Source organism: Nitrospirota bacterium (genome assembly GCA_037386965.1).
Taxonomy (GTDB): Bacteria; Nitrospirota; Thermodesulfovibrionia; order Thermodesulfovibrionales; family JdFR-86; genus JARRLN01.
Window position 1 is genome coordinate 1 of the sequence record JARRLN010000100.1, and the last position, 7,247, is coordinate 7,247.

General features: G+C 62.0%; 7 protein-coding genes. 5 read left to right on the forward strand and 2 right to left on the reverse strand.

What is annotated here, in order from left to right:
- The 5 genes from P8Y39_11780 to wbaP form a co-directional block, all read left to right on the forward strand.
- Positions 1–274, forward strand: a 274-nt coding sequence (locus P8Y39_11780) for a glycosyltransferase (protein ID MEJ2192998.1), incomplete at its 5' end; no start/stop codon positions are given.
- Positions 271–1,350 (forward strand): glycosyltransferase family 4 protein, encoded by a 1,080-nt coding sequence (locus P8Y39_11785; GenBank protein ID MEJ2192999.1) that lies wholly within the window; start codon positions 271–273, stop codon positions 1,348–1,350. The genes P8Y39_11780 and P8Y39_11785, both read left to right, overlap by 4 nt.
- A 544-nt stretch (positions 1,351–1,894) precedes the next feature.
- Positions 1,895–2,995 (forward strand): glycosyltransferase family 9 protein, encoded by a 1,101-nt coding sequence (locus P8Y39_11790; protein MEJ2193000.1) that lies wholly within the window; start codon positions 1,895–1,897, stop codon positions 2,993–2,995.
- Between the two features lie 75 nt (positions 2,996–3,070).
- The gene (locus tag P8Y39_11795) at positions 3,071–4,084 is read left to right on the forward strand and encodes an aspartate-semialdehyde dehydrogenase (protein MEJ2193001.1); all 1,014 of its coding nucleotides are present in this window, start codon (positions 3,071–3,073) and stop codon (positions 4,082–4,084) included.
- Between the two features lie 38 nt (positions 4,085–4,122).
- Positions 4,123–5,553, forward strand: a complete 1,431-nt coding sequence (gene wbaP / locus P8Y39_11800; protein ID MEJ2193002.1) for an undecaprenyl-phosphate galactose phosphotransferase WbaP — start codon at positions 4,123–4,125, stop codon at positions 5,551–5,553.
- An 8-nt stretch (positions 5,554–5,561) separates the two neighbouring features.
- Here the strand turns inward: wbaP and galE are convergent, their stop codons facing one another.
- Both galE and P8Y39_11810 read right to left on the reverse strand, forming a co-directional pair.
- Positions 5,562–6,545, reverse strand: a complete 984-nt coding sequence (galE, locus tag P8Y39_11805) for a UDP-glucose 4-epimerase GalE (GenBank protein MEJ2193003.1) — start codon at positions 6,543–6,545, stop codon at positions 5,562–5,564.
- The coding region (locus P8Y39_11810) for a glycosyltransferase (protein ID MEJ2193004.1) at positions 6,542–7,247 on the reverse strand (706 nt) is incomplete at its 5' end. The genes P8Y39_11810 and galE, both read right to left, overlap by 4 nt.

Consider the following 7,247-nt stretch of genomic DNA (forward strand, 5'->3'; position numbering starts at 1 on the left):
CATAGAGGCGATCCTTGTCGGAACGCCGGTCATCGCGACGAACGTCTCCGGGGTGCCCGAGCTCATAGAGGACAACGTTACGGGCCTGCTCGTTAGGCCGCGGGACAAAAACTCCCTCAGGGAGGCAATGGCCAGGATGATAGCCGACCCGGCCGTGCGGTCGCGCCTTTCGGCCCAGGCCGCAAAAAAGGCCGATTACTACGGCGTGGGCCGGATGGTCGGGGAGTACGAGGACATGTACAAAGGGGTCACCGGTCCGCGGGGACGCTCGTGAAAATCTTTCACTTTATATACGACCACGTGGGAAACCCATGGGTCGCCGGCGGCGGCGCCGTGCGAGCCAGGGAGATTGGCAGGAGACTCGCCGAAAGGCATGACGTAACAATCATATGCGGGAAATACCCGGGTGCTCGGGATTACGAAGAGGGAAGGCTCAGGTTTCGCTTCATCGGGACGAAGAGGGACAATTATGTTCTCAGCACATTCTGCTATGCCATCAAGGCGGCCGTTTTCCTTCTGAGACACCGTGGACACGCCGACCTTGTGGTGGAGGACTTCGCCCCGTTTAATCCGGTGTTTTCGAGGTTCATAGCGCCGGAGAAGGCCACGATCCAGGTCCACCACAGAGAAGGCGCGAACCTCTTCAGGCGCTACTTCCTCCTGGGCCTACCCTTCTTTCTGGTCGAGGCTTTCTACCCCAGGCTTTTCAGGCACTCGGTGTCCGTCTCCGAGGCGAGCAAACGGAAGTTCAGGCTAGCTGGCGGCGTGGTGATATCCAACGGCATAGACCCCTCGCTCCTTGATGCGGAGCATTTCGACGGGCGCTATGTGGCCTACCTTGGCAGACTGCACGTGCATAACAAGGGGCTGGATATCCTGGCAAAGGCAATGAGGCACGTGGACACGCCTCTGGTCATCGCCGGAAAGGGAAGGGACGAAGAGAAACTGAAAGCCCTCTTTCGGGAAACCGGGGCATCCGGGAAAGTACGGTTCCTCGGCCATGTGGACGATGACGGAAAAAAGGAGTTTCTGTCCTCCTCGATGTTCTGCGTTCTTCCGTCGAGGTACGAGGGGCAGGGCATAGTGGTCATAGAAGCCGCGGCCCTGGGCAAACCGGTCGTGGTAAGCGATATACAGGAACTCGCCTTCGCCGTCGGGGCGGGGTTCGGTCTTTCCTTCAGGACGGCCGACGCGAGGGACCTCGCGGAAAAGATGGAAACCCTTGCCCGGGACGCCTCCCTCAGAAGAAAGATGGGGGAGAAGGCGCGGGAGTTTGCACAAGGCTGCACGTGGGACAGAGTGGCGGAAGAGTACGAGGAGTACCTCCTTGAAAGGACGAAGGAGATTTAGGAGCCTCGTCGTCCGTTTTACTCCGCCGGATGTTATAATTCTTTTGCCCGATGAAATGTGCTTTGAGAAACAGAATCCTCTCTTACAGGACGCAGCTCGCCCCAAGACCTCTGTGCTCTGGTTCGAGGTCAAAGAACTCCGCTTCAGAATGTTCGCTTACGAGATGCTCCTTTCCGCGGAAAGATTCGCCATCCGCCCTTCTCTGCTCTCTTCTCCCTGTGGCGCCGGACGTGTCGTGGTCCCCTTGGGACATTCAGGACAGGGCCCTGCACGGGCGATATGTCCAATATCTCTCCTGCCTTCGAAAGAAGCGACATGCATTATCGGTTCCGTGCAAGGTCACACCCCATAACAGCCAGTCACACCGTGCACTACGGGGACGCTTGCGGGCAAAAGAAAAACGTGAAGCGAATGTCATCCCGGGCGGAAACGGCCGTGAGGAACGTCTCGTGTGCTCGAGCCCCCTGCCTTCAGCTTTTTCCACCCGCGGAGCGCCCGTGCCCGTCTTCTGTCCGAGCACCAGGGTTGTGGCCAGGGAGGCCGCTTGAGTACGGGGTTTCAGAGGATACTCGCCCTGCCCCTTTACGGGATAGGGGACGTGCTCATGACCACGCCCGCCTTGCGAAACATCACGGAGAGGCTCGGCTCGAAGATAACCTGTCTGCACATGTTCGCAAGCACAAAGGCGGTTCTGGACGGGAACCCCCACATAACGGAGAACATCCACTTCCCATTCTTGAGCGCAAGCAAGCTCGCGGGGGTCCGTTTCCTCCTGGGCCTGAGGGGGAGGTTCGATGCCTCCATCAATTTCTATCCGTCGAACCGGAAGGACTACAACCTGGCGGCCTTCCTGGCGGGGGCGCCTCTGCGGATAGGGCATCGCTACCGGGAGCACGACCTCCTGGAGATGAACTTCCTCAAAAACCGCACCATCCGGGAGGACGACGGCCTCCATAACGTGGAGGAGGATCTCCGGCTCCTGGGCCTCCTCGGCATCGAGGAGCCCGAACCCTATCCCCTGGAAGTGTATCTGGATGAGAAGGAGCGAGAGGAGGCCGCGGCCTGGCTCCGCGAGCGGCGCCTTGCGTCCTCATATCTCATAGGGTTTCATCCGGGGAGCAGCCTTTTCAAGGCCCACGCCATGAAGCGCTGGCCGGAGGAGAAGTACGCCCGCCTCGTCCGGCTCCTCGCGAAGCAATCGGGGGATTGCAGGTTCCTCCTCTTCGGCGGGCCGGAGGAAGACGCGCTCAAGGACTCCCTGCGGGCCGCCACGGGCCTGCCGGAGAAGGTCTTCCCGGTCACGACCGCCGGCATACGCCAGTCCGCCGCCCTCATGCAGAGATGCAGGCTTTTCATCACCAACGACTCGGGCCTCATGCACCTGGCCGCGGCACTTCAAGTGCCCACGGTGGCCCTCTTCGGGCCGACCAACCCCCGCTGGCTCAGGCCCTGGAAGTGCCGGAGCCGGGTCCTGCGGCACGAGAGCTGCCCGTCCTGCTTCCGGTACTCTCCCACCCCCCAGCAGTGCACGGAGGGCGGGGACTTCGCCTGCATCCGGGAGGTCGGCGTTGAAGAAGTCCTGGAGGCCGCCCTGTCCCTCGCGGGGGAAGAGCTCACGGAGGAGGCCCGCTCCAGCGGCCTTTAGGGAAGGCGAAGCCCTCCCCCGCTGTGGTAAAATGGGAATTCGGTACGGACCTTACCCCCGAGGTGTGGGCTAAACATGCTGAAGAGAAAAGAAAAATACGTGGTGGCCGTGGTGGGCGCCACGGGCGCTGTGGGCAACGAGATGATAAGCATCCTGGAGTCGCGGCACTTTCCCGTGGAGGAGCTCAGGCTGTTCGCATCGGAGCGCTCCGAGGGCAAGACCCTTCCCTTCCTTGGGGAGGACATCCCGGTGCGCACCGTGAAGGAGAACTCCTTCACGGGCATCGACATCGCCCTTTTTTCGGCCGGGGCCGCCCGCTCCAGGACCTGGGCCCCCGTGGCCGCCGCCTCGGGCTGCGTGGTGGTGGACAACTCCAGCCAGTGGCGCATGGACCCGGAGGTGCCCCTGGTCGTGCCCGAGGTAAACGCCCATGACCTTGCCCGGCACAAGGGCATCATCGCCAATCCCAACTGCTCGACCATCCAGATGGTCGTGGTTCTGAAGCCCCTGCACGACGCCGCCCGGATAAAGCGGGTGGTGGTCACCACGTTTCAGAGCGTCTCGGGCACGGGGAAGAAGGCCATGGATGAGCTTCTGGAGCAGACCCGGGACATCCTGAGTTTCAGGGAGCCCAGGACGAGCGTCTATCCGCACCAGATAGCCTTTAACGTCCTGCCCCACATCGACGCCTTCCTCGAAGACGGCTATACCAGGGAAGAGATGAAGATGGTGGAGGAGACCAGGAAAATCATGGGGGACGACTCCGTCCGGGTGACGGCCACCACCGTTCGGGTGCCGGTCTTTCGCTGCCACAGCGAGAGCCTGAACATCGAGACCGAAAGGAAGCTGACTGCCAACGAGGCGCGCGCCGTGCTCGCCGAGGCCCCTGGCGTGGTCGTCTTCGACGCCCCGGAGAAGAACGTCTATCCCCTGCCCGTCGAGGTGGCCGACAAGGACGAGACCTACGTGGGCCGCGTGCGGGAGGACGATACGGTCGAGTGCGGCCTGAACATCTGGATCGTGGCCGACAACCTCCGGAAGGGCGCGGCCCTGAACGCCGTGCAGATAGCGGAGAAGCTCGTCGAATAACGGCCCGGAAGGGCTTTGCCGGGGGGATGATGTCTCACATGAACAGGGCAAAAACAGCCCTCGAGGTCTTCGCCATCGCCCTCCTTGACGCCGCTTCGCTGGTGGCGGTCTTCAAGGCCGCCACCTTTCTCAGGCTTGAGGTCCTTCCGGCGTTCTATTCCGGTTTCCCTGCTTCGGGGCCCTCCGGGAGCGTTCTGAAGGTATGGTGGGTCTTCCTCCTCTGGGGTTTCTTCCTTTTGTACGAAGGCCTCTACACGAGACGGTTCTCCTTCTGGGACGAAATAAAGGCCCTATGGAGGTCCGCCTTCCTTGCCACCGCGGGCGTGCTCGTCGTCACCTCCCTGGGGAAGCTCTCCAGCGAGATTTCCCGCACCGTCGTTCTCCTCACGGGAGTGCTTGCCCTGGCTTTTCTTCCCGTCACCAGGATGCTCGGAAAGAAGCTCCTGAGAAGAGCCGGCCTTCTCAAGCGGAGGGTCCTTGTCCTGGGCGCAGGGGAAACAGGCAGGCTGATTTCCAATGCCCTCAAAAAGGAGCCCAACTACGGCTACGCGGTCATCGGCTACCTGGATGACGACCCGGCCAAGGTCGGCAGCTCCATAGACGGCATCAAGGTGCACCGGGGCACGGACCAGGCCGTCCGCTATCTCGCCAGGGCCCGCATCACCGACCTCATCATCGCCATGCCGGGAGCCGGGGGACAGAGGCTCCAGGAGCTCATCAACGCGCTTCAGCACAAGGCCGCACGGGTCCTCCTGGTGCCGGACATCTTCGGGATGGCCGTCCTGGGGACGAGCCTGCAGCATTTCTTCCAAGAGCAGGCCATCGCCCTGGAGGTCCGGAACAACCTCGCCCGGCCCTTCAATCAGGCCGTGAAAAGGGTTTTCGACTACACCCTGGGGGTGGTCCTCTTCGTGCTCCTGGCTCTCCCCCTGGCCCTCCTGGCCGCCATGGTCAAGGCCACGTCGGAGGGGCCGGCCCTCTTCGCCCAGGAGAGGGTGGGCAAAGGCGGCAGGGTCTTCAGATGCTACAAGTTCAGGACCATGTACCGGGACGCAGAAGAGAGGCTCCGGGACATCCTCACGAGCGACCCCGGGGCCCGGGAGGAATGGGAAGCCCACTGGAAGTTCCGCGACGACCCCCGGGTCACCCCGCTGGGGCGCATCCTGCGGACGACGTCCCTGGATGAGCTGCCCCAGCTGCTGAACGTCCTCAGGGGAGACATGAGCCTGGTGGGCCCGCGGCCCTATCTTCCCAGAGAGAAAAATTTTCTTGTGCCGTCAGGGGAGACCTTATTGAGCGTGTTGCCCGGCATCACGGGGCTCTGGCAGGTCAGCGGCAGGAGCAATACGAGCTACACCTACAGGATCTCCCTGGATACGTGGTACGTGCGCAACTGGAACCTCTGGCTCGACGTGGTCATCCTCTTAAAGACGGTAAGCGTCGTCCTCAGGCGCGAAGGAGCCAACTGACCTCCGGCCTACCCGCCGGAGGGGTCCAGCCTTCTCTCCCAGTCCCAGGCAGTTTCGATGATGAATGCCAGGTCGTCATACCGGGGGCGCCAGCCCAGGCTCTCCCTGGCCCGCGTGCTCCCCGCCACCAGGGCAGCCGGGTCCCCCGCCCTTCTGCCCGCCTCCTGCACGGGGAAGTCCACCCCCGTCACCTTCCTGGCCGTCTCGATGACCTCCCGCACCGAAAACCCGTGGCCGTAGCCCAGGTTGAAAACCTCGCTTTCCCCGTGCGAGAAAAGGCCGTCGAGGGCCGCGATATGGGCGGCGGAGAGGTCGCTCACGTGTATGTAGTCCCGGATGCACGTCCCGTCGGGCGTGGGGTAATCGGTGCCGTAGATCTGAAGAAGGGGAAGCTCCCCCTTGGCCGCCTTGAGGGCCCGGGTGATGAGGTGCGTGGCCTCCCGGTACTTCTGCCCCAGGCGCCCCCCGGGGTCGGCCCCGGCCACGTTGAAGTACCGGAGGGAAATATAGTGGAAATCCTCCGCCCGGCTCAGGTCCCCCAGGATGCGCTCCACGAAGGCCTTGGACTGCCCGTAAGGATTTATGGGAGCCAGGGGGGCCGTCTCGTCCACGGGGACCTCATCGGGAATGCCGTAGACGGCGGCCGTGGAGGAGAACAGGAATTTCCTCACGCCCGCCTCGCGCATGGCCTCAAGGAGGCCCACCGTGTTACAGGTATTGTTCCGGTAGTACACGAGGGGCTTCTCCACCGACTCTCCCACCTGGATGAAGGCGGCAAAGTGCATGACCGCATCGGGCCGGAAGTCCGCGAGCGCCTTCCTGAGGGCGCCCCGGTCCGCGAGGTCGGCTACCAGGAGGTCGCCGGAAAGGACCGACTCGCGGTGGCCGGTGGAGAGGTTGTCGTAGACCAGGACCTCGTGACCCGCCTCCCCCAGGTCCTTGACCACGTGGCTTCCGATGTAACCCGCCCCACCGGTGACGAGGATTCTCATGAGAGCCCTCGCCTACTCAGGCAATTTTCTACGTAGTCACGAAACTCCATCCGAAACCTTTCCGCTGAGAACTTCTCGGCGTGTCTTCGAATCTCCTCCGGGTCCATATCCTTACGTGCGTGCTCGAAGTATTCGACAGCACGTGACAGGCTTTCCGAAGACTGCTCCTCGAAGAAAACACCCGTCCTGCCCGGAATGACCGTTTCACTGGCTCCCCCCTTCCCGTATGCTATCACGGGAGTGCCGCACGCCTGGGCTTCGACGGCCACTATCCCGAAATCCTCTTCAGCGGCAAAAACAAAGGCCCTAGCCCGCTGCATGTAATCACGCATCTCTTCCAAGGGCCTATAGCCAAGTATCTGGACATTTCTTGCTCCAGCGGCCTTCTCCCGCACCTTGGCAGACTCCGGCCCCTCGCCAATGACAAGAAGTCGTTTATCGGGCATGTTCGCAAATGCCTCCACTATCACATCCATTCTCTTATAGGGCACCATGCGGGAGACGGCAAGATAGAAATCCTCTTTCTCCCTATGCAGGGTAAACAGGTTCGTATCGACGGGAGGATAGACAACATGGGCAGTCCTTCCATACGCCCTATTTATCCTCTCCGCTATGTAGCGCGAGTTGGCTATGAAATGACTTACCCTGTCTGCCGTGCGGCGGTCCCAATTTCTGATGCGGTTCAGCGTCATCCTGGCAAGC

Excerpts from the sequence above, each read along its gene's own strand:
- galE (MEJ2193003.1), bottom strand. The coding sequence starts at position 6,545 with ATGAGAATCCTCGTCACCGGTGGGGCGGGTTACATCGGAAGCCACGTG.
- P8Y39_11795 (MEJ2193001.1), top strand. The coding sequence starts at position 3,071 with ATGCTGAAGAGAAAAGAAAAATACGTGGTGGCCGTGGTGGGCGCCACG.
- wbaP (MEJ2193002.1), top strand. The coding sequence starts at position 4,123 with ATGAACAGGGCAAAAACAGCCCTCGAGGTCTTCGCCATCGCCCTCCTT.